The organism is Rhodococcus sp. IEGM 1381, from assembly GCF_030056795.1.
Lineage (GTDB): Bacteria > Actinomycetota > Actinomycetes > Mycobacteriales > Mycobacteriaceae > Rhodococcoides.
Map to the genome: position 1 here is coordinate 2,057,032 of NZ_JASHKQ010000001.1, position 25,185 is coordinate 2,082,216.

The window sequence follows — 25,185 nt, forward strand, 5'->3', positions numbered from 1 at the left end:
TGCGCGTGAGAAGGAGTCAACAGTGGCCGTTGTCGAAGCCGAGGTGTCCGGCGGGGTCGGACATATCGTCCTGAATCGGCCGGAGGCTCTGAACTCGTTGAACGGTGCCATGATCGACGGCATCCGAAACGCTCTCGATGCGTGGCGAGACGACGACGCGGTCGCGTCGGTTCTGGTGACGAGTGGATCGCCGCGGGCGTTCTGCGCAGGCGGAGACATCAAGGCGATTCGGCAGTCGGTCGTCGACGGCGACCACGACGCGGGTCCGCAGTACTTCGCCGCGGAATACGATCTCGACGAACTGATCGCGAACTATCCCAAGCCGTACGTCGCCGTCATCGAGGCAGCAGCCTTCGGTGGAGGTCTGGGCATCTCGATTCACGGCAGCATTCGCATCGTCACCGAGAACGCGGTACTGGCCATGCCGGAGACGGCGATCGGCTTCGTGCCGGACGTTGGGTCGAGTTATTTTCTGTCGCGACTGCCCGGTCGTGTCGGGCGTTACCTGGCGCTCACGGGTACGCGCATCACCGGACCGGACGCACTCGCACTCGGATTGGCCACGCACTTCTGCCCGAGCGAGGTAGTGAACGAGCTGAAAGCCGACATCCTCGCCGGCACCGATATCGACGAAGCGCTGGAGCGTCACACCACGGCACCGTCGTCGACAGAGCTGTCGTTCGACGCGGAGGCGGTGGCAGCGGTGTTCGAGAAGGAGTCTCTCGTCGACATCATCGACGCGCTCGAGTGCGATACATCGTGGTCGCGCACGACCAAAACTCAGCTGGCGACGCTGTCCCCGACGTCCCTGATGGCCACCGACGCGCTGATTGCGCGCGGAGCAGACAGCACGTTGCGGGAATGCCTGGACCGCGAGTTGCGAATGGCGACCTGGATCATCACCGAGCCGGACTTCGCCGAGGGGGTACGCGCGGTATTGGTCGACAAGGACCGTGCACCGCAGTGGAAGCCTCTGGTACTCGAAATGGTGCGACCAGAGGCCTTCCAGCAGCTGTTGTGACCGTCTGGGGTCAGCGGTAACCCTTGGCCGGGTTCTGCAGGTCCAGCACGATGGTCTGGCCGTTGGAACGCACGTGGATCTCGGGGTTCTGCAGGCCACCCGAGACGAGGTATTCACCGAGAAGCTGAAGCAGCTCGTCGGGGCCGACGGAGGTGTCGGGGGTGCGGATGTCACCGGTGCGGCTGCCGAGCTCGTTCTGGGTCAGCCGGCCTGCGATGCGTACCGAGGCGACACCCATGGCAGTACGACGATCGGGTGCCTGGCCACGGCCGAGCGTCGGCGTGGAGCCGGCGGCCGATCCGTGCGACGTGGAGCGGCCGTTGGTGGGCAGGCCGTGTTCTGAGATCTGATCGCTTGTAGTCACTTCAACCTCGTTCGATTCCGTGGCGGGCTTCTCTGGACGACGTCGATCCGCGCGGGGGTTCGCTGAATCCGTGGCGGACGACGTTGCTGGTGCAGGCGTTGTTGCAGACGCCTTCTCGGTGGGCGTGGCCGCTACGGCCGATTTCTCGGTGGTTGCGGCCTCGACCGCCTTCTCGGCGGGCGCTGCCGCCGAAGAATCGGTGCGGGCACTTTTGGGCGAAGCGGAGTCGGACTTCGGCGGCGTCGCCAAACGATGCGCGGGAGCGCCACCGACCTTGATCCCGGCCAATGGGTAGTTCGATCCCTGTGTCATGTCGTCTTCCACTTCATCGTGTTCCCAGGTGGCTCGGTGTCGAGATGTCACGATCGGATACCGATCAGGACGAGTCACCCGGCGTCGAGCGCGCTGAAACGTACTCTAAGTTTGTTCGGACACGCTGAGGGTAGCATCACGATTGTTTAAGACGCCATTTTTTGACCGATGTATTTGTTCTGAATCCTTAACCACACGGCAAATCCCCAGGCGACGAACGCGGCGTACACCACGTAGAGAGCTGCGGACGGGTAAAAACCGGCGACGATGAGCAGTGGTACCCCCACTACGTCCACGGCGATCCAGATCAGCCAGAACTCGGTGAGGCCGCGCGCCATTCCGAAGGTGGCGAGCATCGATCCGGTGAAGATCCACGCGTCGGCCCATTTGCCGAACGAGCCCAGATAGCCGAACAGCTGCGCGAACACCACCGTGCCGACGACCGCGACCACGAGCATGGCCGTCCGTTCTCGCGCCGTACCCCACCGCGGGAGCACAGCGGCCCCCGATCGCTTGGAATCTCGCATCCAGCGCACCAGCCCGTAGACACTCACGGCGATGAACATCAGCTGGCGTCCGGCCTGGCCGTAGAGATCGAGTGCCTGCGGTGTGTGGAACACCCCGCCCAGAAATACGGTGAACAGCAACGCATTTCCGATGATGCCCACCGGCCACGCCCACACGACGCGTCGCATACCGCCGATGGCCGAGAGCAGCCCGAATCCGTTGCCGACCACCTCACGCCACAGCACGGGGTGGCCGAACACGCTGAATTCGGCGTCGAGCAGATCGATCAGCACAGGGGGGCTACTGATCGCCCGCGGCGACGAGCGGCTCGAGGGTCAGCTCGGGCATTTCCTTCTGGATGTACTGCAGGCGCCATTTGTCGCTGACCAGCGCCAGTAGGGCTCCGTCGGTCCGGGTGAAGATTTCGACTCCGCGCTGGCGACCCAGTTCGACGGCCGACGCCGCGTCGGTCCGCCGGGCCAAGGAGTACCCGAGCGGTTCCATCCGAGCGTCGACGCCGAACTCGGTCTTCATTCGTGCGGTGACCACCTCGAACTGCATCGGACCGACCGCGGCGAGCACCGGGGACGCGTCGCCGCGAATGTCGTTGCGCAACACCTGAACCACACCCTCGGAGTCGAGCTGCTCCACGGCGCGGCGGAACTTCTTGTACTTGTCTGCGCTGTCGACGCGTAGTGCCGAGAAGTGCTCGGGCGCGAACGACGGGATCGGCGGGAACTCGACCTTCTTGTCGGAGTACAGGGTGTGGCCTGGAGCCAGCGCGGTCGCGTTGACGAGGCCGACGATGTCTCCGGGGTATGCGTTCTCGACCGTCGTGCGGTCGCGGCCGAACACCGTCAGGGCGTACTTGGTGGTGAACGGCTTCTTGGTCTGGGCGTGCGTGACGACCATTCCGCGTTCGAAAACACCGGACACGACGCGCATGAACGCGAGGCGGTCGCGGTGGGCGGTGTCCATGCCGGCCTGCACCTTGAACACCACGGCGCTGAACGGATCGGTCACCTCGCGCACACCGCCGGACGCGTCCTCACGGGATCCCGGCGGGGGAGCAAGTGCCACCAGGGTGTCGAGAATCTGCCGGACACCGAAGTTGAGCATGGCCGAGCCGAAGATCACCGGCGACGTCTGGCCGGCCAGGAACATCTCCTGATCGTGCTCCTGACCGCTCGAGATCAGTAGATCGCTCTCCTCGACGGCGGTCTCCCAGTCGACGCCCTCGCGTTCGGCGGCCGCCGCGGCCGACATGAATTCCTCGGGAGCGATGGTCGCCCCGCCCGCGGTGCGGGTGAAGCGGATGTAGCTGCCGTCCTGCACGTCGAGCAGCCCGCGGAAATCGCCCGCAATGCCGACGGGCCAGTACAGCGGCGTCGGGGTGAGGCCGATCCTCGACTCGATCTCGTCGAGCAGCTCCAGCGGCGACTGGCCCGGGCGGTCCCACTTGTTGATCACCGTGATCACCGGGATGCCGAACTGACGACACACCTGGAACAGCTTGAGCGTTTGCGGCTCCAGTCCCTTGGCGGCGTCGATGAGCATCACGGCCGCGTCGACGGCGGTCAGCACGCGGTAGGTGTCCTCGGAGAAGTCGGCGTGGCCCGGAGTGTCGACGAGGTTGATGACGTTGGTGATCTCGGCATCGGGTGAAGTGTGGTAATTGAACTGCAGCGCAGTCGAACTCACCGAGATGCCGCGCGCCTTCTCCATCTCCATCCAGTCCGAGACGGTGGAGCGGCGGCCGGCTTTGCCGTGGATGGCTCCGGCCTCGGAGATGACGCGGGCATGCAGTGCGAGTGCCTCGGTGAGCGTCGATTTACCGGCGTCGGGGTGAGAGATCACCGCGAATGTTCGACGCCTCGCGACCTCGGTCTCGAGCTCTTTCGCCGGGCTTCGAGAGGGCCCGGATTCGTCCAGCACTGCCGGTCCGGACCCTTCGAGCGCTGCGTCGACGTCGGGGGTACTGGACGGGGTACTCACGAAAACCTCATTCTCGTAGAAGGCGGCACCGACACGGTGACCGGGCAGAAATCCTGCGTTCGAATTCTCAGGATACGCGGCCTGTTGTGCCTCGCGGGCGGGGCGGGACTGCCTACTGTGTTCGGTGGGGCGGGATTCACCTCACGAGGAGACGTGCGTTGAGCAAGTTCACCGAAGAGATGTTCGAGACCGCGAGCACCAGCAAGCACGGTCTGGTCACCGGCGAGCCCGACGAGGCGCTTCGGCAGTCCTGGGGTGAGATCCACGAGCAGGCGCGGCGAATGGCCGGGGCCCTGGCCGACGCAGGCGTCGAACACGGTGACGCGATCGGGATCCTGGCCGGTCAGCCGGTGGACATCGCGCCTGCGTGCCAGGCGACGTGGATGCGCGGGGCATCGGTGACGATGCTGCATCAGCCGACTCCGCGGACCGACCTCGCCGTGTGGGGCGAGGACACCGAGACCGTCGTGCGGATGATCGAGGCCAAGGCCGTCGTTCTCGGGGCCCCGTTCGATATCGCCGCCGCGGTGCTCGAGGAGCGCGGCATCACCGTGTTGAAGATCGAGGACATGAAGACCGGCCGCGATATCGACCCGGTGCCGACGGCGGAGGCCGATATCGCGTTGCAGCAGCTCACGTCCGGTTCGACCGGTTCACCGAAAGCCGTACGGATCACGCACGAGAACTTCTACGTCAATGCGTACGCGATGATCGACCGCATAGAGTTCGATGTCGAGTCCGACGTGATGGTCAGTTGGCTGCCGCTGTTCCACGACATGGGGATGGTGGGCTTTCTTTCGGTGCCGATGCAAGTCGGTGCCGAGGTCGTCAGCATCACTCCGCTGGACTTTCTGCGTTCACCGCTGCTATGGGCCAAGCTCATCCACAAGTACCGCGGAACCGTCACGGCAGCACCGAATTTCGCGTATTCACTGCTTGCGCGTCGGTTGCGGCAGGCCGAGGACGATCTGGACCTCGACCTGTCCACTCTGCGTTACGCCTGGAACGGGGCCGAGCCTGTCGATCCGGACACGATGATCGCGTTGGCAGAGGCCGGCGCCCGGTACAAGCTCAACCCCTTGGCGCTCGCTCCGGTGTACGGAATGGCGGAAACCACTCTGGCGGTGTCGATTCCGGACCCCGCTCGAGGTCAGGTGATCGATGTGGTCGACGCGGACCTGCTCGAGACTCTGGGTCGAGCCGTTCCGTCCACCCGTGGCAACACTCGATCTCTCGCCACACTCGGCAAGTTCGTGCCAGGCCTCGAGGGCCGCGTCGTCGACAAGGAGGGGCAGGTGCTGACCGCCCGCGGTGTCGGCATCATCGAAGTGCGGGGCAAGGCCGTCACACCCGGATACATCACCGTCGAGGGGCCGGTCTCGCCGCTCGACGCCGACGGCTGGCTCGATACGGGCGACGTCGGCTACATCACCGAGGAAGAACTTGTGGTCGTATGCGGACGCATCAAGGACGTCATCATCATGGGCGGTCGCAACATCTATCCCACCGACATCGAACGGGCAGCACAAACCGTCGCAGGTGTGCGACCGGGCAATGCCGTCGCCATCCGGCTCGATGCAGGCGACAAGCGTGAAAGTTTCGCTGTAGCAGTGGAAACCAACGACATCGACAATTCCGACGAGGTCAAGCGCATCGAACGTGAGGTGGTCCACGCCGTGCACTCGGAGGTCGGCGTGCGGCCGCGAACCGTTGCGGTGTTGGGGCCGGGCAGCATTCCCAAGACATCGAGCGGCAAACTGCGACGGGCCAATTCGGCGTCACTGCTCAACTGAGGCGTCGGGGGAACCTCACACCCTTTCTGTCGGGTGCGCGCGTGCGCTCGGAGGCGAGAACCGGCGCTCGGTTCGTAATGGGGGCGCGCGGTTCCCTGTTCAGCGCGGGTGCACCCTGTTCTGCGCCGCTTCGAGTCCGGCCGAGAGCAGGAGTTCGGCGGCGTCCGCGGCTTCTTCGACGACGACGCCGAGATCCTTGCGTTCGGCGGCCGAGAACGGCTTGAGGACGAACGACGCGGGATCCATTCGTCCGGGCGGGCGTCCGACGCCGACGCGAACCCGCAGATAGTCCTTGGTGCTCAGATGCTGCGAGATCGAGCGCAGCCCGTTGTGCCCACCTTCGCCGCCGCCGAGTTTGAGTCGGAGAGCGCCGAAGTCGATGTCCAACTCGTCGTGCACCACCGCGATGTTCGCTGCGTCGATGGAGAAGAACCGGGCCAGCGCCGCCACCGGCTGGCCCGAGAGATTCATGAACGTGCGCGGCTTGGCGACGACCACCGAGCGTCGACCCAGACGAGCCTGCACTATGTCGGAATTGGACTTCTTGTGCGAGGAGAACGCCCCGCCGATGCGTCCGGCCAGGGCGTCGGCAACCATGAAACCGACGTTGTGGCGGGTCTTTTCGTACTGCGGGCCGGGATTGCCGAGGCCTACGATCAGGGCCGGCGCTTCGGGGTCATCACTCACGGTCGTCATTGTCTCATCACGCCTTCGAAACGAACGACGCGCTGCTCCCGGTGTGGGAGCAGCGCGTCGTACGCGGTCGGTGGAGCGAGATCAGCTGTCGCTGTCCTTGCTCTCGTCCTCGTCCTCGGACTCTGCTTCTTCCTGAGTCTCGGCCTCTCCCTCTTCGGAGATCGGCTCGGTGCCTTCGCCGTCGGCCTCGAGCTCTTCCTCGGACGGTGCCTCGGTGACGTTGACGAGCAGCTGCTCGGGGTCGGACATCAGGGTGACGCCGTCAGGCAGCTCGACGTCGCGCGCGTAGTACTGGGTGTCGATCTGGTTGTCCTCGACGGAGATGACGAAGTTCTCCGGGATTTCCAGCGCGTCGGCCTCGATCTCGATGTACGTGGAGTCGGTGACGACCAGGGTGCCCGGCGCGGCGTCGCCTTCGACGATGATGTTGACCTCGACGGTGACGCGCTCGCCCTTCTTCAGGACGAGGAGGTCGGCGTGCTCGATGCTGCGACGGATCGGGTGCACGACGATCGACTTGGTGAGCGCGAGCTGCGACTTGCCGTCGATGTCGAGGGTCAGCACGGCGTTGGTGCCGTCGTTACGCAGCACGGCTGCGAACGCGCGAGCGTCCAGCGCGAGGTGCTGGGGATCGGTGGCGTGTCCGTACAGCACGGCGGGAACGAGGCCGTCACGACGGGTGCGACGAGCAGCGCCCTTGCCGAATTCGGTGCGAACGAGTGCGGTGAGATTGTTGGTCTTCGATGCCATGGTGCTACATGCTCCTGATAACTGTGGTTCGTGCGGCGTACTTCGTCGGGCGGTCAAGCTCGTCGGGGCGGACACGATCGAGCGCGGCCAACGGGGCCGAGCCGCGTCGATAACGGTGGATCCTGAAATCGTGGATCTACCCTCGCCGAGACAACCTGGAAGACAATACACGACCACGTCATGTGCGCGGAAGTTCGACCCCTGCTACGAACTTTCGTGCACCTGCGAGCGCAGCGAGCAACTCGGCGGCAACACCACGCGCCACGGATATCGCATCATCGCGGCCGCCCGCGGTTCCCATCACCACCGCACCCTCGTGCAGTACCGACAGTCGCGATCCCAGCTGTTCGGCGTCGGCGTACCCGGCGTCGGCGGCCAATTGCGCGAACAGCGATCTGGTCCATTCCTTCTCGGACTTGATGATCTCGAGTACTGGGCTGTCGGTGCCGCCGAACTCGGCGAACGCGTTGACGAATCCGCAGCCGCGATGGTTGTCGCGCATCCATAGATCGAGGGCGTCGTACACCCCCAGGATGCGCGCGTCGCCCGGGGTGAGGGACTCGACGTACCGGCTCACGTGCTCGCACCACAGGCCGTAACGGCGGGTGAGGTACCGCTGCACCAGGCCGTCCTTGGAGCCGAAGCGGTCGTACAGGGTCTTCTTGGTGGTGCCGGCCTCCTCGGCGATGAGGTCGACGCCGACGGCACGGATCCCGCGGGCGTAGAACAGCTCGCTGGCGACGGTGAGAATGCGTTCTCCGGCGGGGGTGAGTGGCTTGTCGAGCATGGATACCTTCCGAAAGTGCTGGTGAGAAGCAGGTGCACTGCGAGTATACAGACCTGTATGTTTACATCGAGGCATGAAAGCGAATTTTGACGCCGTCGCAGGTACGGCCCTGGTGGTGCTGTGGAGTTCGGGCTTCATCGGAGCCGAACTCGGTACGGCGGAAGCCCCCGCGCACACGCTGCTGGCCTGGCGCTATGTCGCGGCCGTGGTGCTGCTGATCGCGTGGTGCCGATACCGAAGGCTGACACCGACCTGGCACGCCATCCGAATCCACGCCGTCCTGGGCCTGTTCTGCCAGTTCCTCTACCTCGGTGCCACCATCACCGGCATCGGGATGGGCGTGCCGCCAGGTGTCGCCGCGCTGATCGCCGCCCTGCAGCCGCTGCTGGTCGCGTTGGCGTCGAGCAGGATCTTCGGCGAACGCGTCGGGCCGAGGCAGAGTCTGGGACTAGTCGTCGGCATCGTCGGGGTGTCGCTGGTCGTGGTGGGGGACATGTCCGGTGCGGATCTCGCCTGGCCCGTCTACCTGCTACCGGCCGCCGGGATGCTGGCCTTGTCGATAGGGACCATCGGTCAGCGAATCCTGGCACCGAAGGAGCCGATCGCGCTGTCGATGGCCATCCAATGTTCGATCAGCGCAGCCGGATTCATGACATGGAGCATGCTGGCCGGAGATGCCGCACCGCCGATGACAGTGGGTTTCGGGTTGGCCGGCGTCTGGACGGTGGTGCTGTCGACCTTCGGTGCATACGGCGCGTATCTGTTCGTGGTGCGTCGCAACGGGCCCACCCGCGCCAGCGTGCTGCTCTACCTGACTCCGCCGACGACCATGGTGTGGGCCTGGCTCATGTTCGGCGATGCGATCACCTGGGTGGGAGTCGGTGGGCTGGCGGTCTCGGCAATCGGTGTGGCTGCCTATGTGAGCGGAACTTCGGTCCAGGTGCCGAAGTTTCGTGCACCTGCGAGCGCAGTGAGCATCGTGTCCAGTTCGGCGAAAGTGACGAAGTAGTGCGGAGATGCACGAACGATGGCGTCGAGTCCCCGGCCTGTCATGTCCAGTCGCGTCGAGCTGCGATGGCTGACGGTCACTGTCACGTCCTCGGCGGCGAGTCGGTCACGGACAGTCACAGGATCTTCACCGTCGACGGTGAAGGAGACGATGCCACTCTTGCGATCGCCTAGATCCTGCACCGTCACCCCGGGGATTTTTGGGAGTCCGGCGCGCAGGTATTCGGCACGTTCGGCGACTGCGTCCTCGACGTTGTCGATACCGAGTTCGAGCAGGTAGTCGACGGCAGCACCGAGCGCGAGCCTGGCCGCGACGTCGCATTCCCAGAACTCGAATCGCGTGGCGTCGTCGGCCATTCGGTAGGTGGAGGCGTCGTCCCATCGAGCGCTGTGCAAGTCGAGGGCCGGTGGATGCAACGTCGACGCCAATCCTGGACGCAGGTAGAGAAATCCGGTTCCGCGCGGGCCGCGGAGCCACTTGCGTCCGGTGGCAGAGAGTGCGTCGACACCGAGCTCCTCGACGTCGACGCGTATCTGTCCGATGGACTGGCAGGCGTCGAGCAGTACCAGGGCGCCGTGTCGGTGGGCAAGATCGGCGATGGCGCGGGCGGGGTTGATCAGGCCACTGTTGGTGGGTGCGTGCACCACCGAGACCAGCTTCACGCGATCGTCGAGCATGATTGCCAGCGCGTCGACGTCGATCCGTCCCGACTCGTCGCTCGGAATCACCTCCACGGTGGCTCCGGTGACCTCGGCGCGGTGCAAAGCGCAGATCGCGTTGCTGGCGTATTCGGCCTGGCACAGAAGGATTCGATCACCGGGGGAGAGCGGCACCGAGTAGAAGAAGTCGGTCCAGGCGCGCGTCGCGGAATCGCTCAGTGCGATGCTCGACGCCGAAGCCCCGATCAATGTTCCGATCGATGTCTTCACCGCGGCGAGGTCGTTCGCTCGTTCGGTTGCGGCCCGGTAGCCACCGATTTCCGCTTCCCGGCGCAGGTGCGCGATCGCGGTGTCGAGGACGACGGTGGGGGGCAACGAGGAGCCGGCGCTGTCGAGAAACACCCGTCCCGACGCACCGGGGGTGTCGCGGCGAATGCGGTCCTGATCGAGCATCGGTCGTCCTTCCTGTCACGAACTCTCGGCATCAGGGTTGCACAATCTGTAGCCTCGTTACGACGCGGGATCACAGCGTTTTCGATCCCCGCAGCTGGGTACGTTCGGTAGCGAAGAACGTGGTGAGTGCGGAAAGAAGGAAAAAGTGTCGTCCAACGAGAAGTCCCTCGAGCTGAGTACGCGCCCAGCAGCCGAGGCATACGTGTCGAAGGTGTGTTTCAAGCTGGGTCCACCGGCGCTGATCGGTGCCGAACTCGAGTGGCTCACTGCCCTCGACGACGGAACGCGTCCCAACCTCTCTTTGCTGGCAACTGCACTCGGTGATCACTCCCCGCGCAGTATCGCCCCCGAGTCGCCCGCCCTGACGTTGCCGGGCGGAAGTATCGTCACCGTCGAACCCGGCGGCCAAGTCGAATTGTCCAGTTCGCCTTATACATCCGTTTCCGATCTCGCAACCGTGCTCGACGCCGACGCCCGGTTGTTGCGAGACATGCTCGACGGCTCCGGCATCAGCATCCTCGCGGTTCCCGCCGATACCAGCCGCGCTCCGGAACGACTCCTCGTATTGCCGAGATACTGCGCTATGGAGAACCGATTCACCACCATCGGTCCCTATGGCAAATTGATGATGTGCAACACGGCTGCCGCGCAGGTGAGTGTCGACGCCGGTCGTGATCGGGCCGAGGTTGCCGCGCGTTGGCGAATGCTCCACGTCATCGGCCCGGCCTTCGTGGCGGCATTCGCGCGGTCCCCGGAACTCGAAGGAGCCCCCGATGGAATGTGGGCGTCCCAGCGAATGCGGACGTGGCTCGAACTCGATTCCAGTAGAACGGATTCCAGCAGAACCGCGGTTCCCAATACCGGAGACCCGATTGCCGACTACGCACGGTGGGCTCTCGACGTTCCGCTGCTCTGCATACATGGTGTCGACCAGAACTGGGAAGCGCCTGCGGGTACGACGTTCGCGCAGTGGTTGGCCGATCCAGGCGTCGTCGGACGCGCCCCTACCTACGGGGATCTCGACTATCATCTGACCACCCTGTTCCCCCAGGTTCGCGCGTGCGGTCACCTCGAGATCCGTTACCTCGATGCCCAACCGGACGGGCAGTGGGTGGTTCCTGCGGCGGCGTTCGAGGCGCTGTTGTCGACACCCGAGCTGGTGGCTCGCGCCACCGAGATCGGAGCAGGTACCGCCGGACGTTGGCTCGACGCGGCTCGCGTCGGGCTCGATGACCGTGATCTCCGCTCGGCCGCAACCGAATTGCTGCACCTCGCGGCGGAGTTCGGCGGCGAGCACGCCGACTACCTATTGGAGGCCGCTCGCCGATGTCACTCCGGCGAGCCCCCGAGCGAATTCGACACCGCGACGCGGGCATTCCACACTCGAAAGGAATCGGTGTGAGCGCCGAACAACTCAGGAACAGGATAGAGACGGTCCTCGGTCGCGGTCGGGCTCGCAGTGCGGCACTCACCGATTGTGTGGACGAAACCGAACTGATGGCTCAGCATTCGCCGTTGATGAGCCCTCTTGTCTGGGATCTCGCGCACATCGGAAGTCAGGAAGAACTCTGGTTGGTTCGCGACGTCGGGGGTCGTGATCCCGTTCGTCCCGATATCGACGAGCTCTACGACGCATTCAAACACTCGCGGTCCTCGCGCACCTCGCTTCCGTTGCTCACTCCCGACGAGGCGCGCGTCTACGTGCAGACCGTTCGAGACAAGGCCTGGGACGTGCTCGACCGCAGCACGTTCGAGGGCAGACCGGTCGAGAATCACGGCTTCGCGTTCGGCATGATCGCGCAACACGAGCAGCAGCACGACGAGACCATGCTTGCGACGCATCAATTGCGCTCTGGGCCAGCTGTTCTCGCTGCCCCAGCGCCGCCTGTGTCTGTGGTTCAGGTCTCGGGTGAGGCGATCATCACCGGTGGGTCGTTCTCGATGGGCACCTCGCTCGACCCGTGGGCGCTGGACAACGAACGTCCGGCCCACACGGTGCACGTGCCGACGTTCGCCATGGACCGCGCCCCAGTCACCAACGCGCAGTTCGTCGAATTCATCGAGGACGGCGGCTACCGGCGCCGCGATCTGTGGACCGAGAAGGGTTGGCAGCATCGCGTCGAGGCCGACCTCAGCGCTCCGCAATTCTGGGAGCGCGATTCCGATGGCACGTGGTGGCGTCGTAGCTTCGGGGTGCGCCGTCCGGTGCGTCCGCACCAACCCGTCGTGCACGTGTGCTGGTTCGAGGCCGACGCCTACGCCCGCTGGGTGGGCAAGCGCCTACCGACGGAGGCGGAGTGGGAGAAGGCCGCGCGCTTCGATGCCACGACCGGTATCAGCCGCGCCTACCCGTGGGGCGACGCCGAACCCACTGCTGCGCATACCAATCTGAATCAGCGGCACCTGGAGCCGGCGGACGTGGGCGCGTACCCGGACGGTGCGTCCGCGGACGGCGTGCACCACCTCATCGGTGATGTCTGGGAATGGACTTCCTCGGACTTCGAGGCGTACCCCGGATTCGAGGCGTTCCCCTACGCCGAGTACTCCGAGGTATTTCTGCGAGGCGATTACAAGGTGTTGCGCGGCGGCTCGTTCGGTACCGACGAAGTGGCGTGCCGAGGAACGTTCCGCAACTGGGATCACCCGATTCGCCGGCAGATCTTCAGTGGGTTCCGGTTGGCCCGCGATGTCGAGCCCAGCTGAATGTGCCGTCACCTGGGGTATCTAGGCCCTCGCACGTCGGTCGGGGGAGTGCTCACCGGCGGTGACCACAGTCTCCGCGTTCAGTCGTATGCCCCCAACGACATGCGCGGCGGCGGCACCGTGAACGCCGACGGCTTCGGCGTCGCCTGGTGGCAGGACGGTTCAGTTCGCAGCTACCGCAATCCGATGCCCATCTGGACCGATCCGGCGGTGGACGACGTTCTGCCGCAGCTCGATTCGACGTCGGTGATCGCTGCGGTGCGGTCGGCCACGGTGGGCATGCCGGTGGAACGGTCTGCCTGCGCGCCGTTCACCGACGGCCGCTGGGCCTTCAGCCACAACGGCGTGGTACGCGGCTGGCCGCACTCGCTGACCGACCTGTGGTCCGAGGTGCCACCGGTCGATGCACTCACGTTGCCGGCTCCGACCGACGCGGCCGCGATCTGGATCATGCTGCGGCAGTTGCTCGCAACCCTCGACCCGCCGGTAGCCCTTGCCACGTTGGTCCGGCGCATCGAAGCGCGCGCGCCGGGGTCCAGGCTCAACTTTCTCCTCGGCGATGGGGAGAACATGTACGCCACCGCAGTGCACCACGCATTGTCTGTCCGCCGTTCCGAGGACGCCGTCACCATTGCGTCCGAACCAACCGACGAAGCTTCCGACTGGATGCACATCGACGACCGCAGTCTTGTCGTCGCCACGGCATCGGAATTCACCGTTTCCCGTCTCGATGAAGAGGAGCACACATGAGCACTGTCGAGGTACATCTCGCAGACACAGCACTGGTGGACGAGCTACGCAAGGACGTGAGAGACGGGTTGACGTCCTCGCCGAAGTGGCTCTCGCCCAAGTACTTCTACGATGCACTGGGCAGCGAGTTGTTCGAGCAGATCACCGTGCTGCCAGAGTATTATCCGACCCGCACCGAGCGGGCGCTCCTCGAAGAACATGCCCTCGACATCGCCGAGGCTACCGAATCGACGATGTTGATCGAGTTGGGCTCGGGCTCGTCGGAGAAGACGAAGATCCTGCTCGCTGCAGGGGTCAAGCACGGTTCGTTGAAAGCCTATGTGCCGCAGGATGTATCAGTCACTGCTCTCGAGGGGGCCATCGAGCAGATCAACCAGGAGTTCCCCGCCCTCGAGGTGCACGGCATCGTCAGCGATTTCACCGATACGCTGCACAATCTGCCGAACGGCCTTCGGCGGACGATTGCGTTCCTCGGCGGCACCCTGGGCAACCTCATTCCCGAGGAGCGCGAGGAATTTTTGAAGGCCATCGCCGACGCTCTGGATCCCGGCGAACACCTGCTAATCGGTGTCGGCCTGGTCATCGACCCCAAGGTTCTGGTTCCGGCGTACGACGACGCGGCAGGGGTGACGGCGAAGTTCAATCGAAACGTGCTGTCGGTGATCAACTCTCGCTTGGGTGGAGACTTCGACGCAGATGCGTTCGAGCACGTCGCGCTCTGGAACGCCGAGCAGGAGTGGATCGAGATGCGGCTCCGGGCTACGTCGCCGCAGGAGGTGTACCTCGCCGATCTCGATCTGCACGTGCACTTCGACGCCGGTGAGGACCTGCGCACCGAGATCTCGGCGAAATTCCGACCGGAGGGCATTACCGAAGAACTCGCGGCAGCGGGATTCGACGTCGAGCATCTGTGGTCCGATGCAGAATCGCGCTTCGCGCTCATCCTCGCGCGCAAGGGTGGGTAGCGACTACTCGGTCTGACATGGCGGGCACTATTGCACGCTACCGACGCCGATCGACGGGATCCCGTCGATCGGCGTCGATAGTGCGCAACCCGGCCCGCTGTGAGCGCAAACCTACGGCAGTCGGCGATCCGTCCCCGCAATCGACTTCCGGCGACGCCGCACCACGGCGATGATTTCGTCCACGACGCGATCGAGGTCCGCAAGCGCCGTTGCCGCCGAGTATCGCAGCACCAACCATCCATCGAGCACCAACTCGTTCTGCCGTCGACGATCGTTGTTGAACGTTGTGGGATCCGTGTGAAACTCTCGGCCATCGATTTCGACTATGACTCGTGCGGAAAAGTCGACCAGGTCGCCGTAGAACTTCCCTACGCGTGCATTGATCTCCATTGTGAAGTGGCGAGCTGTCAATGCCCGCGCTACCACGCGCTCCGGCTCGGATCGTGTCCTCGGGCAACATGTTCGGAGCTGTTTGCGAACGGCAGCCATGCCGTTCATTCCCTTTGCCGTGGTACACAATTCGGCGACCCGACGCCACGGCAGGTGATGGTCGATGGCGTTGTCGAAGAACTTTTCGAGATCACGCGTCGACAAGCAGGTCGCCACATCGACGAATGTCTGCTCCAGTGAGACCACCCGTATGCCTCGGCGCGTGGTGACGTCGTGCAGAACCCGGCGATGAACTCGAATCCAGGGGACCGACCTCGACTGGCCGGTTGGGCCAACAGTGACATCGACCAGACGCGGTTCATAGTCGATCAGTCCCCACAACCAGGCCGCACTTTCATGGCTCAGTGCGGCATCCGGTCTCCACAGAGTCGCACCGGTGCACAGTCCGAAGTAGTCCGGTTTCTCCGTCGCGTAGACCTTCGGCAGCAGGCGTAAGAGCTCTCCCGACTGCGATCGCCTCGAAATCGTGCTCGTACTGAGCCCTTGCGCCACCAATTGCTGCACCGTGTAAACCCCCATCGCTACACCGTTGCCGTTGTGCTGCCCATGCAACAGTGGCAATTTCGCAACTGTGGATAACTCGATGACGTTATCCACAGGCCAGCTCGGCATGGGGGGCACCACTGCACACTACGGCCGCCGATCGACGGGATCCCGTCGATCAGCGTCGATAGTGCGCAACCCGGCCCGAAGCCTAGAGATCAGGCGTCCGCCAATGCGAGTACCGGCGAAATTTGATTGGCACGTCGCGCCGGGGTCAATGAGGCACCGAGTGCGAGGAGTCCACCGCACAGCACTGTTCCGGCGATGACCGCCCACGGCAGGGTAGGCGCGGTGAGCCCGCGCGAATCCAGTGAGCCCAGCAGCGATTGTGCTGCGGCCCAGCCGTACCCGATGCCGAGGATCAGCCCGAAGCCCATCGATGCAACCACCATCTGAGTGCTCTCCGAGACAATCATCGCTCGAATCTGCTTGCGGGTGAACCCGAGGGCACGCAATAGACCGATCTCACGGGTGCGCTGCAGAATGCTCAGCAGCAGGTTGTTCACCATTCCGACGGCCGCGATGACGGCCGAGAAGCCGATGAGTCCCGTCATGATTCCCACTGTCACAGTGAGGACCTGACCCACCGTGGCCTCGTCGTAGTCGTTGACGAGCATCGACCGGTAGCTGTACATCGCGACCGCGAACGTCGTCACCAACGTCACCCCGATCAACAGTCCCACCGCGGTTCGGGTACTGCGATCCGGATAGCGAATCGCGTTGGCGGACGCCAATCGGGCAGCGGGTCCACGGCCCGACATCCTCCCCACCAGCCGTAGCGTCGCGGGCAGAATGCGGTACGCCCCGACCATGATTCCGGTGAACGATGCGACACCACCGAGGAATGCCACCAGCACACCGCCCGGGTTCACCATCCCGATCAGGATCCCGAGACCGAGCAGAATTATTCCGCCGGCGATGAGCACGATCGAAAGCGCGGTCCTGATCCGACGCGACCGCGGAGCCTCCACACCTGTGTCGACTGCACCTCCGGTTGCCTGAACGGGTGTGACGTCCAGAACCTTTCGAGACCCTGCATACGACGCGACGGTCGTCGTCAGCACCACGATCACGACCGGCAGAATCACCAATGGCTGTACGGTGGTGTACTGCACATCCGGCAACTGACCGGCCGAGACCGCAATGGCCCGGGCCAAGTGACTGGTGCCGACGCCGAGGACCATCCCGACTGCGCCACCGAACAATCCGACGACGAGGCCCTCGCGTGCGACCGATCGGCGGAGGTCACGAGAGCGGGCCCCCAGCAGACGAAGTAGTGCGATGGTGCGGGTGCGCCCGGCGACGATCGTCGCGAACGTGTTCGACGTGACCACCGCCGCGACGTACAACGCCAAGCCGATGAACACCAACGCCACGCTGTACAGCGCGTTGATGTCATTACTGTCGCCGTCTGAATTCCCGAAGATATCGACCAGAAATGCAGTCGCCTGAATCAACACCACTCCGAAGAACGACGCCAACGACGTCACCAGAATGCTGGCACCGTGCTCTTTCGACGCCCGAGCAGAAGTCAACCCGTTCATGATGCGTGCTCCATTCCCAGCATGTAGCTCGAAATCTGTTCCGCGCTCGAACGCCCGAGCTCGTTGACGATGCGCCCGTCGGCGAGGAAGACGATGCGATCGGCGTAACTGGCTGCGATGGGATCGTGGGTGACCATGACGATCGACTGGCCGTACTCGCGCACCGCTGCGGCCAGGAGGCCGAGAACCTCGCGGCCGGTGCGGGAATCGAGGTTGCCGGTGGGCTCGTCGGCGAAGATGAGATGCGGTCGAGTACCCAGCGCGCGGGCGATCGCGACGCGCTGCTGCTGCCCGCCCGAGAGCTGATGTGGACGGTGGTTCACCCGACCCAGCAGTCCCAGGGTGTCGATCAGCTGCTCGATCCAGGCCGACTCCTGCTCACTGGGGGCGCGGCCGTCGAGCTCGAACGGCAACAGGATGTTGCCCCGAACGTCCAGCGTAGGAACAAGATTGAAGGACTGGAAGATGAAGCCGACCTGCTTGCGTCGCAGCGTCGTCAGAGCGTCGTCGTTGGCCGAGGTGATGTCTGCACCGGCCAGCATCAGGTGACCCGAGCTGGCGTTGTCCAGCCCGGCCATGACGTGCATGAGCGTCGATTTGCCGGAACCGGACGGTCCCATGATGGCGGTGAACTGGCCGCCGTGGATGTCGAGAGATACATTGTCGAGCGCACTCACCGGATTGGACGAGTCGCCGAAATGCTTACTGACCTGGAATGCCCGTGCAACAGGGCCTGCTGTGATCGTCATGCCCACAACGCTATGAATTCGCCGGATCGAAGTAATCAGGCGCGAGTCTTCGCGTCGTACATCTGCAGGATGACTTCCGCGTCAGTCTCCGGTGAGTCCGTGCTCGAATGCGTAGACCACCAACTGCACTCGGTCACGCAGTTGAAGCTTGGCGAAGATGCGACTGATGTGCGTCTTCACCGTCGCCTCGCTCAAGTACTCCAGCTCGGCAATCTCGGAGTTGCTCAACCCACGGGCTGTGAGCCGAAAGAGCTCCTTCTCCCGCGCAGTGAGGGTCCCGAACGCGGCCGGCACCGTCGGAACCGGAGGCGTCGGAGTGAAATGCGCCAGCAAACCGGTCGTCGCGGACGCAGCGATCACCGAGTTTCCGGCATGAACCGTACGGATCGCCGCGAGCAGAAACTCCGGGTCGGCATCCTTGAGCACGAATCCGCTTGCCCCCGAACGAATGGCCCGCGCCGCGCTCTCGTCCAGGTCGAACGTCGTGAGTACCAGAATGCGCGGAGGAGTGTCGGAGGCCGCCAAAATCTGCTCGGTCGCGGCGATACCGTCGAGCACCGGCATCCTGATGTCCATGAGCATCACGTCGGGGGTGGCCGACGCGGCGAGATCGACGGCCTCTTCACCGTTACCCGCTTCGCCCACGAATTCGAGGTCGGGTTGCGAGGAGATGAGCATGCGAATACCGGCTCGGAACAGTTGTTGATCGTCGACGAGAGCGACCTTGATCCGATCGGACATCAGCCGATTCCCTTCGTAGATGTGGCTGCGGGCAGCCACGCTGTCACAGACCAGGTCGAGCCGTCGCCGGACGCGGTGCAGGTACCGCCGGAGAGGCCGGCGCGTTCCTTCATGCCGGCGACGCCGTGACCGACTGATGCCGACATCGGCCGCGTCGAGGACATGCTGTTGCGCACCGTCAGTTCGATGCCGGCGGAATCGGATTCGATGGCGACAGTCACCGGCTTGTGTGGGTCGCCGTGGCGCAGTGCATTGGTCAACGATTCCTGCGCGATGCGGTACAGCGCCAGGTGCGCTCCTGCTCCCAACGGAACCTCTGTGGTGTCGACCGAAGAGTCGATGGTCAGCCCGGTGGCGCGCATCTGGTCGAGCAGACGCTCGAGGTCTCCCGGCGTCGGATTCGGCAGATCGCCTTGACTGTGCCGAAGTTGTCCCAACAGCACCCGGACATCGGACAGCGCATCTCGGGCGGTGCCGGAGATGGCCGTCAGTGCGGTGTCGACGGCAGCGGGGTCGACGGTGCGCACATAGCGCGCCCCGTCGGCCTGAGCGATCACCACGGCCAGTGAATGCGCCACGATGTCGTGCATGTCGCGGGCAATTCGGTTGCGCTCCTGCTCGATTGCGACCTCGTGTTCGGCCCGGGCCTGATGCACCTCCGCGAGCTCGCGTGCATGTGCGGATTCGATGGCGGTGCGCCGGGCGTAGGCGAGGCGACCCAATGCCCAGGACAACCCGAGCATGGCCCACAGGCCGGCAAGAAGGAAGGCGAACTGCACGAGGCGGGGTTCCCGGATCACCTCCTCTCTGGGCGCGCTGAACGGATCGCCGTCCACGTACGCGAGATACAGCGCGGCTATCACGCCGCCGACGACGGCCGAGACGAGCCCGAGGCGTCGAACCAGGTTGTCGCCGTAGGCGGCCGAGCAATAAAGAATTGCGAAGATCGCGGTATTCGCCGACAGGGGGAGCACTCCGCCGACCATCTGCACGACGGCCAGCACCCAGGCGAGCGCCAACGACCATCGTGGTGATCGGCGCCGGATGGCCAATGCGATGCCGAACCCGACCAGAACACCCACACCTGCGGTACCGGCGACTCCGTTCAGGGTGGACGCCAGCAGCAGCAGAACGAAGACGACCGCATAGGTGGCATCGAGCACCTGCCGTGAGATCGAACGCTTGCGCAGCACTCGATCAGACTACGTGGATCAGTTGGTGCGGCGACGAGCCTTCTCGAGCGCAGCCAGTGTCGTCAGCACGGTGGTCCGCTGGCGTTCGAGATCCTTCATGCGAGCGCGTGCGGGGAGGCCCTGTACGCCATCGAGGGCGCTGATCTGCTCGTCGACGGTCGTGAGTTGGTTCAGCAACTTGTGCACTCGGGACTCGAGCTCGATCGCGTCGATTCCGGAGACACCTGCCTGCGACTTCTTGGTCGGAGCCTTGGCCGGGGTGGACGTCGACGCCGCGGCGCTCACCGCGGCAGCGGCCCTGGGGCGCAACGCCTTGCGCACGGCGGCCGGGTCGGGGAGCTTCTCGAGTCGAATGCGGTTGAGGACCTCACGTGCATCGCGGGCGGTGACGCGGTACTCGCGCTCTTCGTCGTCCTCGGATGCGAGGGTGCCGCCCAGGGGCCGCAGACCGTACATTCCGATGAAGTGCTTGGCCTCGTCGATGACGGCTTCCTTCTCGCGGCACAGACCGCAGCGAGGCTCGTTCCGAAAGGTTTCGACGCCGTCGGTGCTGCCGCACCAGACGCACCCGCCCGGCGTCCATCGAGCAATTCTGACGGTAGTAGTTCCAGCCGGGCCGTTGAGAGAGTGCGCGTCGATCACGACGAGTCATCTTAGGTGACAACGAAACCCGCCCCACACACCCCCGTCTCGCGAGCTGCATATTCCGGTCACCGACGTGACGTAGTTCATGCAGTGCGGACGGAGAGTGGGCAGGGCGGGGTGAAACAGACCTGGAGGTCGGGAGTGGAGCCTGCGGAACGACCCAGGGGTACTAGGCGCTGCCGTCGAAAAGGCTGGTGACGGAACCGTTTTCGAAGACCTCGCGGATGGTGCGGGCCAGCAGGGGGGCGATCGACAGCTCGGTGAGCGTCTCGAAGCGCTTCTCGTCGCTGATCGGGAGGGTGTTGGTGACGACGACTTCCTTGGCACCGCAGTTGGCGAGGCGCTCGGCGGCCGGGCTGGACAGAACGCCGTGGGTCGCCGCGATGACGACGTCGCCCGCGCCGGCTTCCTTGAGCACCTTCACCGCTCCTGCGATGGTGCCGCCGGTGTCGATCATGTCGTCGATCAGGATGCAGGTGCGGCCCTCGACCTCGCCGACGACGCGGTTGGACTTGACCTGGTTGGGCACCAGCGGATCACGCGTCTTGTGGATGAAGGCCAGCGGTGCGCCGCCGAAGGAGTCCGCCCACTTCTCGGCGACACGGACGCGGCCGGAGTCGGGGGAGACGACGGTGATGTGCTCGAGGCTGTACTTGCCGCGGATGTGATCGGCGAGCTGGCTGTGCGCGTGCATGTGATCGACGGGGCCGTCGAAGAAGCCCTGAATCTGATCGGTGTGCAGGTCGACGGTGATGATGCGGTCGGCACCCGCGGTCTTGAGCAGATCGGCGACGAGGCGAGCGGAGATGGGCTCACGGCCGCGGTGCTTCTTGTCCTGGCGGGCGTACGGGTAGAACGGGAGGATCGCGGTGATGCGCTTGGCCGATCCACGCTTGAGAGCGTCGATCATGATCAGCTGTTCCATCAGCCAGGTGTTGAGCGGGAACGGATGCGACTGCAGAACGAACGCGTCCGATCCGCGGACCGACTCCTCGAAGCGTACGAAGATCTCGCCGTTGGCGAAGTCACGTGCCGTCTGCGGGGTGATCTCGATGCCCAGTTCCTTGGCGACCTGCTCGGCCAACTCCGGATGTGCTCGACCCGAGAACAACATCAGGTTCTTCTGGTTGTCGATCCAATTGGGGGTGCTCACTACTGTTCGCCGTCCTTTTGTTCGTGCCGATCACGATCTGCGAGCGCCGCTGCCTGCGCAGCTTCGGTTCCGGGCCTGTTGTCGATGACCCAGCCTTCGATATTGCGTTGCTTGCCACTGGAGACGGCCAGTGCGCCGGGAGGGACATCCTCCCGAATCACTGTTCCTGCGCCGGTGTAAGCGCCGTCGCCCACGTGAACGGGAGCGACGAACGTCGAGTCGGAACCGGTCCGTACGTGGGATCCGATTTCCGTGCGGCTCTTGTTGACACCGTCGTAGTTGGCGAAGACGTTGGAGCAGCCGATGTTGCTGTGCTCGCCGATCGTGGCGTCGCCGACGTAGGTGAGGTGGGGGACCTTGGTGTGTTTGCCGATCGTCGAGTTCTTCGTCTCGACGTACGCTCCGAGCTTGCCGCCCTCGCCGAGAACGGTCCCGGGACGCAGGTAGGTGAACGGTCCCACCGTCGCGTCCGGTCCGATCACGGCCTGCTCGGCGTGGGTTCGCACCACCGACGCGCGCTCCCCGATCTCGACGTCACGCAGGGTCGAATCCGGCCCGACGACCGCGTCGTCGGCGATATGGGTCTTGCCGTGCAGCTGCACGCCGGGCTCGAGGCGAACGTCCGCACCGAGGGTGACATCGATGTCGATCCACGTGGTCGACGGGTCCACGACGGTGACGCCTGCTCGCATGTGCCGCTCGATGATGTGGCGATTGAGTACCGACGTGACATGCGAGAGCTGGACACGGTCGTTGACGCCCACCACCAGATCGGGATCGGCGAGTTGGGTGCCGTAGACGGCCTTGCCGTCGGCCTTGCTGATCTTGACGACGTCGGTCAGATACAGCTCGTGCTGGGCATTGGCGGTGCTGAGTTTGCCGAGTGCGGTGCGCAGCGCCACCGCGTCGAATGCGTAGACGCCGGAGTTGACCTCGTTGATCAGCACCTGAGCGGGGGTGGCATCGGCGTGTTCGACGATCTCGGCCACCTCGCCGTCGTCGGTGCGAACGATGCGGCCGTAGCCGTTGGCATCGTCCGGGACGAAGGTCAGCACCGTCGCGGCCGCGGGGCGGGGAGCGCTCAGATGCTCGTCGAGCAAGGCCTTGAGGGTGTGTCCGTCGAGCAGCGGGACGTCGGCCGCGGTGACGAGGATCGTGCCTTCGAAGTCGTCCGGGAGCGCGGCCAGGCCGCACTGCACGGCATGTCCGGTACCCAACTGTCGATCCTGGACAGCGGTATGAATGGTGCGGCCCAGGGTGGCAGCGAGATCGTGCACGGCGGCAGAGACTCGTTCACGATCGTGTCCGACGACGGTCACCAGGTGGTCGGGCCCGAGGTCGGCGGCCGCGTGGAGGGCGTGCGCGAGCATCGTGCGGCCGGCCAGAGGATGCAGAACTTTCGGGGTCTTCGAGCGCATTCGGGTACCTGCACCCGCAGCGAGAACGACCACGGCGGTCTGCACAGGCATTGAGCTCCTCAGGCGGTAACGCGAAAGACGGGCATGCGTGAATGATGTTGCTCGCTCCGCCGCCAGGACTCGAACCTGAACTATCTGAACCAAAATCAGAGGTGCTGCCATTACACCACGGCGGATAATCGACCGGTGGTACAGACAGTGGCCAACGAATCGAACGACGCATTCGTGAAGCCGTTGCGCTCCCACCGAGCGGAACGATCCTCGCATGAGAGGTAGTGGTGAGTCGAACCGCGACGCGTAACAGACCTCCTCCGTCGTTCCCACCGGCACGCCAACCGTCCACTCCGGTCGTTCCGCAGGCTCCACTCCTACTCGTTCTGGTCGTTCCGACAGGCTCCACTCCTGCTCGTTCTGGTCGTTCCGCAGGCTCCACTCCTACCTGGATCGGGCATCGCTAGGGTGAGGTGGTCGTCGATTCCGGCGTCAGGAATGCACGGTCGGTAACGGAAGCGGTTTCCATGTCAGCCTCGGAGCAAGAACGCTCACCTCGGGTTCGGATGACCGGGACCCAGCGTCGTGAGCAGTTGATCGAGGTGGGACGGACGCTGTTCGCCGAACGTGGCTACGAGGCCGCGTCGGTGGAGGAGATCGCCGGACGGGCCAACGTGTCCAAGCCGGTCGTCTACGAACATTTCGGCGGTAAAGAAGGCCTCTATGCCGTCATCGTCGACCGTGAGATGTCCACGTTGCTGGGCATGATCACCAAATCGCTCGATCTCAATCGGTCGCGAATTCGCGTCGAACGTGTCGCACTTGCCCTGCTGACCTACATCGAGGATCGGACCGACGGTTTCCGCATTCTCGTTCGTGATTCCCCTGCCTCTGCCGAGGACGGCAAGTACTCGTCACTGCTCAACGAAGCCATCGGACGCGTCGGACACATGCTGGCCGAAGACTTCTCGCGCCGCGGCCTCGATCCCGAGTTCGCCCCGATGTACGCCCAGGCGCTGGTCGGAATGGTGTCGATGACGGCGCAGTGGTGGCTGGACGTGCGCACTCCGTCCAAGGAAGTGGTGGCGGCACATGTTGTCAACCTGTGCTGGAACGGGTTGACAAACCTGGAAGCGAACCCTCGACTAACCGAGGAATGAGTACTCGGTTTCGTCTCTTCGCGGTGAAAAAAGGGGTATCGTCCCCTTTGTCGTCCATGAGAGCTCCGTCACTCTCGGCGTAGTGCTCAACCGGACCGATGCATGTTGGCATGAGACGTAAAGCCACTCAGTGGTACCGTTCGGGCGTAATTTGCGCAGTGGCAGTACAGAATTGCGAAGGCGGAACCCATGGTCAGGCAGGCCCGCGCTGAAATCACCCGCGACACCGTGCTCGCGGGCGCAGCGAACGTTTTCTTGCGCCTCGGGTACGCGAACGCGAGCCTCAGCGAAATCATTTCTCAGTCTCAGGTCACCAAAGGCGCGCTGTACTTCCATTTCGGCTCCAAGGAAGAATTGGCGCGCGCGGTCATCGACGAGGGCAACACTCGCTTGACCACGGCCTGCTCGCAGTTCAACGACGGTCGAATTCCCGCCCTGGAGGCGGCTATCGGCATCTCCTACATCGTCGTCGACCTCTCGGTCAGCGATCCCATGGTCTCGGCAATGCTCAGGTTGAGCCATCAGATCGGTGATTACCGAGGCACCGAGGGCAATGTGATGGCCGGGTGGAGCGAGTCGTTCGACAGGCTCGCCGCCAAGGCGATCGCGCAGGGAGACATCGATCCCAACTCGGATTCGCGCACCATCGGTTCGCTCGTACTCGAGATTCTCACCGGCGCGCACATGGTCGCGGTCGCCACCTCTACTACCGAGGAATTGCCCTCGCGTATGGAGCGCCTCTGGTACTACCTGCTGCCGGCGTTGGTGCCTGCCAACAAGTTGGACTACTTCCGTGAATTCGCCGCCCGCCGAGTCATTCGCTTCGGCCCGTAA

The 25,185-nt window shown here is 64.3% G+C and carries 25 protein-coding genes and 1 tRNA gene; 10 read left to right on the forward strand and 16 right to left on the reverse strand.

The features are described 5' to 3' along the window. Positions 1-22 precede the first annotated feature (22 nt). Positions 23-1,021, forward strand: a complete 999-nt coding sequence (locus QM797_RS09750; RefSeq protein ID WP_283275162.1) for an enoyl-CoA hydratase/isomerase family protein — start codon at positions 23-25, stop codon at positions 1,019-1,021. 10 nt (positions 1,022-1,031) lie between these two features. Here QM797_RS09750 and QM797_RS09755 read toward each other — a convergent pair whose 3' ends face one another. Further along, positions 1,032-1,385 carry a hypothetical protein gene (locus QM797_RS09755; protein ID WP_283275164.1) on the reverse strand — a complete coding sequence of 118 codons (354 nt, stop codon included), beginning with the start codon at positions 1,383-1,385 and terminating at the stop codon, positions 1,032-1,034. A 70-nt stretch (positions 1,386-1,455) separates the two neighbouring features. On the opposite strand from QM797_RS09755, the gene QM797_RS09760 reads away from it, so the two are divergent. Next, positions 1,456-1,680 (forward strand): hypothetical protein, encoded by a 225-nt coding sequence (locus QM797_RS09760; protein WP_283275165.1) that lies wholly within the window; start codon positions 1,456-1,458, stop codon positions 1,678-1,680. 163 nt (positions 1,681-1,843) lie between these two features. Here the strand turns inward: QM797_RS09760 and pnuC are convergent, their stop codons facing one another. Together pnuC and QM797_RS09770 are read right to left on the reverse strand one after the other, a co-directional pair. Further along, the gene (gene pnuC / locus QM797_RS09765; RefSeq protein WP_283275166.1) at positions 1,844-2,497 is read right to left on the reverse strand and encodes a nicotinamide riboside transporter PnuC; all 654 of its coding nucleotides are present in this window, start codon (positions 2,495-2,497) and stop codon (positions 1,844-1,846) included. Positions 2,498-2,504: 7 nt separating this feature from the next. Continuing rightward, a complete protein-coding gene (locus tag QM797_RS09770; RefSeq protein WP_283275341.1) occupies positions 2,505-4,139 on the reverse strand; it encodes a peptide chain release factor 3 in 1,635 nt (544 codons plus the stop codon). A gap of 218 nt (positions 4,140-4,357) precedes the next feature. On the opposite strand from QM797_RS09770, the gene QM797_RS09775 reads away from it, so the two are divergent. Then, entirely contained in the window at positions 4,358-5,992 is a 1,635-nt protein-coding gene (locus QM797_RS09775; protein WP_283275167.1) for a fatty acyl-AMP ligase, read from the forward strand. Between the two features lie 99 nt (positions 5,993-6,091). Here QM797_RS09775 and pth read toward each other — a convergent pair whose 3' ends face one another. The 3 genes from pth to QM797_RS09790 all read right to left on the reverse strand — a co-directional run bounded on the left by pth (position 6,092) and on the right by QM797_RS09790 (position 8,225). Further along, the gene (gene pth / locus QM797_RS09780; RefSeq protein ID WP_283275168.1) at positions 6,092-6,679 is read right to left on the reverse strand and encodes an aminoacyl-tRNA hydrolase; all 588 of its coding nucleotides are present in this window, start codon (positions 6,677-6,679) and stop codon (positions 6,092-6,094) included. Positions 6,680-6,769: 90 nt separating this feature from the next. Then, complete coding sequence (locus tag QM797_RS09785; protein WP_283275169.1) at positions 6,770-7,438, reverse strand: 50S ribosomal protein L25/general stress protein Ctc; 669 nt, start codon at positions 7,436-7,438, stop codon at positions 6,770-6,772. A 178-nt stretch (positions 7,439-7,616) separates the two neighbouring features. After that, positions 7,617-8,225 (reverse strand): TetR/AcrR family transcriptional regulator, encoded by a 609-nt coding sequence (locus tag QM797_RS09790; RefSeq protein ID WP_283275170.1) that lies wholly within the window; start codon positions 8,223-8,225, stop codon positions 7,617-7,619. A gap of 73 nt (positions 8,226-8,298) precedes the next feature. Between QM797_RS09790 and QM797_RS09795 the strand changes: the two genes are divergently transcribed. Beyond that, complete coding sequence (locus QM797_RS09795; RefSeq protein WP_283275171.1) at positions 8,299-9,234, forward strand: DMT family transporter; 936 nt, start codon at positions 8,299-8,301, stop codon at positions 9,232-9,234. Here the strand turns inward: QM797_RS09795 and QM797_RS09800 are convergent. Further along, entirely contained in the window at positions 9,141-10,346 is a 1,206-nt protein-coding gene (locus QM797_RS09800; RefSeq protein WP_283275172.1) for an aminotransferase class V-fold PLP-dependent enzyme, read from the reverse strand. The two genes, QM797_RS09795 and QM797_RS09800, sit on opposite strands and share 94 nt — an antisense overlap. Positions 10,347-10,491: 145 nt before the next feature. Between QM797_RS09800 and egtA the strand changes: the two genes are divergently transcribed. Genes egtA through egtD form a run of 4 tightly spaced genes read left to right on the forward strand, consistent with a single transcriptional unit; the run spans position 10,492 to position 14,764 of the window. Further along, positions 10,492-11,748, forward strand: a complete 1,257-nt coding sequence (gene egtA, locus QM797_RS09805; protein WP_283275173.1) for an ergothioneine biosynthesis glutamate--cysteine ligase EgtA — start codon at positions 10,492-10,494, stop codon at positions 11,746-11,748. Further along, a complete protein-coding gene (gene egtB / locus QM797_RS09810; protein ID WP_283275174.1) occupies positions 11,745-13,049 on the forward strand; it encodes an ergothioneine biosynthesis protein EgtB in 1,305 nt (434 codons plus the stop codon). Before egtA ends, egtB begins: the two co-directional genes overlap by 4 nt. After that, positions 13,050-13,799, forward strand: coding sequence for an ergothioneine biosynthesis protein EgtC (egtC, locus tag QM797_RS09815; protein ID WP_283275175.1), 750 nt, complete (start codon positions 13,050-13,052; stop codon positions 13,797-13,799). Next, positions 13,796-14,764, forward strand: a complete 969-nt coding sequence (gene egtD, locus QM797_RS09820; protein ID WP_283275176.1) for an L-histidine N(alpha)-methyltransferase — start codon at positions 13,796-13,798, stop codon at positions 14,762-14,764. The genes egtC and egtD overlap by 4 nt, the downstream gene beginning before the upstream one ends. Positions 14,765-14,875: 111 nt before the next feature. Here egtD and QM797_RS09825 read toward each other — a convergent pair whose 3' ends face one another. The 9 genes from QM797_RS09825 to QM797_RS09865 all read right to left on the reverse strand — a co-directional run bounded on the left by QM797_RS09825 (position 14,876) and on the right by QM797_RS09865 (position 23,376). Next, the gene (locus tag QM797_RS09825) at positions 14,876-15,733 is read right to left on the reverse strand and encodes a DUF559 domain-containing protein (RefSeq protein ID WP_283275177.1); all 858 of its coding nucleotides are present in this window, start codon (positions 15,731-15,733) and stop codon (positions 14,876-14,878) included. 182 nt (positions 15,734-15,915) lie between these two features. Next, positions 15,916-17,301, reverse strand: coding sequence for an ABC transporter permease (locus QM797_RS09830; protein WP_283275178.1), 1,386 nt, complete (start codon positions 17,299-17,301; stop codon positions 15,916-15,918). Then, positions 17,298-18,050, reverse strand: coding sequence for an ABC transporter ATP-binding protein (locus QM797_RS09835; protein WP_283275180.1), 753 nt, complete (start codon positions 18,048-18,050; stop codon positions 17,298-17,300). The genes QM797_RS09830 and QM797_RS09835 overlap by 4 nt, the downstream gene beginning before the upstream one ends. An 81-nt stretch (positions 18,051-18,131) precedes the next feature. Beyond that, positions 18,132-18,791 carry a response regulator gene (locus tag QM797_RS09840; RefSeq protein ID WP_283275181.1) on the reverse strand — a complete coding sequence of 220 codons (660 nt, stop codon included), beginning with the start codon at positions 18,789-18,791 and terminating at the stop codon, positions 18,132-18,134. Further along, positions 18,791-19,984: a sensor histidine kinase gene (locus QM797_RS09845; protein WP_283275183.1), complete on the reverse strand. Its 1,194-nt coding sequence runs from the start codon at positions 19,982-19,984 to the stop codon at positions 18,791-18,793. Before QM797_RS09845 ends, QM797_RS09840 begins: the two co-directional genes overlap by 1 nt. A gap of 18 nt (positions 19,985-20,002) precedes the next feature. Then, positions 20,003-20,626, reverse strand: coding sequence for a hypothetical protein (locus QM797_RS09850; RefSeq protein WP_283275184.1), 624 nt, complete (start codon positions 20,624-20,626; stop codon positions 20,003-20,005). A 172-nt stretch (positions 20,627-20,798) separates the two neighbouring features. Continuing rightward, positions 20,799-21,782: a ribose-phosphate diphosphokinase gene (locus QM797_RS09855; protein ID WP_283275185.1), complete on the reverse strand. Its 984-nt coding sequence runs from the start codon at positions 21,780-21,782 to the stop codon at positions 20,799-20,801. Continuing rightward, positions 21,782-23,251 carry a bifunctional UDP-N-acetylglucosamine diphosphorylase/glucosamine-1-phosphate N-acetyltransferase GlmU gene (gene glmU / locus QM797_RS09860; RefSeq protein WP_283275186.1) on the reverse strand — a complete coding sequence of 490 codons (1,470 nt, stop codon included), beginning with the start codon at positions 23,249-23,251 and terminating at the stop codon, positions 21,782-21,784. The genes QM797_RS09855 and glmU overlap by 1 nt, the downstream gene beginning before the upstream one ends. A gap of 54 nt (positions 23,252-23,305) precedes the next feature. Continuing rightward, positions 23,306-23,376 (reverse strand) — tRNA-Gln (locus tag QM797_RS09865). 381 nt (positions 23,377-23,757) lie between these two features. Between QM797_RS09865 and QM797_RS09870 the strand changes: the two genes are divergently transcribed. Further along, positions 23,758-24,351 carry a TetR/AcrR family transcriptional regulator gene (locus tag QM797_RS09870; RefSeq protein ID WP_371833912.1) on the forward strand — a complete coding sequence of 198 codons (594 nt, stop codon included), beginning with the start codon at positions 23,758-23,760 and terminating at the stop codon, positions 24,349-24,351. 189 nt (positions 24,352-24,540) lie between these two features. Beyond that, entirely contained in the window at positions 24,541-25,185 is a 645-nt protein-coding gene (locus QM797_RS09875; RefSeq protein WP_057479126.1) for a ScbR family autoregulator-binding transcription factor, read from the forward strand.